1 protein-coding gene and 1 pseudogene are annotated in these 1740 nt (G+C 62.1%); both read left to right on the forward strand.

The window, feature by feature from the left end:
- Positions 1-971 (forward strand): annotated as a pseudogene (locus WCB02_RS17030) (hypothetical protein); the annotation flags it as partial.
- 45 nt (positions 972-1016) lie between these two features.
- Positions 1017-1740: PPK2 family polyphosphate kinase (locus WCB02_RS17035; RefSeq protein ID WP_423959737.1), on the forward strand; the 724-nt coding region annotated here is incomplete at its 3' end.

Here is a 1740-nt window from a genome sequence, read left to right on the forward strand (position 1 = left end):
GCCCGTGGTGGTCCACGCGCCCGGCGTGGATATTGTTGGCGGCGGTAATAGGCACTCAGACCGTGGCGACGCTTATTTCCGTATATGGCGCCTGGCTCGTGACGCCGCTTGGCTGGAAATATGCGGGGATCGTTTGGGGTTACGCCTTCGCCTGGTTCCTTGTGACAGACCCGGTGAAGCTGCTCGCCTATAAATTGCTCGATAGTGTCAAAGCCGACCCCGCGCCGAAACCTGAGGCCAAAACTGAGGCCAAGCCTGACGCCAAGGCTGAGGCAAAGCCGGAAGCCAAAGGCGAGACCGGGCCCGAAGCCAAAGCGGAGGCCAAACCCGCAACTAAAGCTGAGGCCAAGCCTGAGGCCGGAGCCGACAACGCTAAACCCGCTGCTCAGCCCGACGCCAAAAGCGCGCCCAAAGCCGAAGCCAACGCAGGGCCGCCGGGCTCCACGCCAGACGCCAAGGCCGACGACGCCAAGCCGGACGCCGAGGCCGGACCCAAGCTCGAAGCCAAGGGCAAGCTCGAAGCCAAGGGCGAGCCCGAAGCCAAGCCTGCGCCCAAGCCTGAAGCTGGGGCCGCGCCCCAGTCTGAAGCGAAGGCTGCGCCCCAGCCGGACGCAAAGGCCGAGCCCAAGCCGAAAGCCAAGGCAACGCCCCGGCCCGAAGCCAAGGCGGCGCCCCAGCCTGAAGCCAAGGCTGAACCCAAGCCCGAAACCGGGCCTAAACCTGAAGCCAAAACCGGCATTGCGACTTTGCTCGACACGTCGCTCGGCGACCTCCTCGTGGCCGGCCTCATCAAAGACCCGGAGGATGCCGGACGCATGATCGCCGCGGCTATCACCCAGACTGAGGCGCCCATCGCGGCCGTGAAGGCGCCTGAAACCGGAGCCGCGCCTAAGGCTAAAACCGAAGCTGCCCCCAAACCGAGCGTCAAAGCAAAGGCGCCTTCTGATCCGACCGCGCAGGCCGCCGACTGAGCCGATCGACGACACGAACCCGCAGCAGACGCCGGAAGGACGCACATGAAGATCGACTGCAAGGACTATCGCGTGCGGGAAGGCGATAAAGTCCATCTTGCGAAATGGCCGACGAAGGTCGACCCCGTGTACAAATCCAAGGAACAGTACGAGACGCTGCTGGAAGAGCACGTCGCGAAGCTCAGCGCGATGCAGCATCTTCATTACGCCTCCGATCGCCACGCGATCTTGCTGATCCTCCAGGCGACGGATGCGGCTGGAAAGGACGGCGCGATCCGTCATGTGATGTCAGGCGTCAACCCTCAGGGCTGCCGGGTCTACGGCTTCAAGCAGCCCACGGAAGCCGAATTGGAGCACGATTTTCTCTGGCGGACCACCCAGGATTTGCCGGAGCGCGGGCGGATCGCGATTTTCAACCGATCCTACTACGAGGAAGTCCTGGTCGTCCGCGTGAATCCCGACATTCTACACCGGGAGGCCATCCCGGATGCGCCGCATCACGACGCGAAGGTATGGCGTGAGCGCTATCGATCAATCAACGATTTTGAAAAGCACCTCACCGTCAACGGGACTCGCGTCGTCAAAGTCTTTCTCCACCTGTCGAAGGAAGAACAGCGCAAACGCTTTCTCGAACGTATCGACAACCCCGATAAGAACTGGAAATTCAGCGACGCAGATGTGAAGGAGCGTGAATTCTGGGACGACTACGCTGAAGCCTATGAGGAATGCCTCAGCGCGACGAGCACTGATGACGCGCCTTGGTATGTCG

This window comes from Bradyrhizobium sp. (genome assembly GCF_049581145.1).
GTDB lineage: Bacteria > Pseudomonadota > Alphaproteobacteria > Rhizobiales > Xanthobacteraceae > Bradyrhizobium.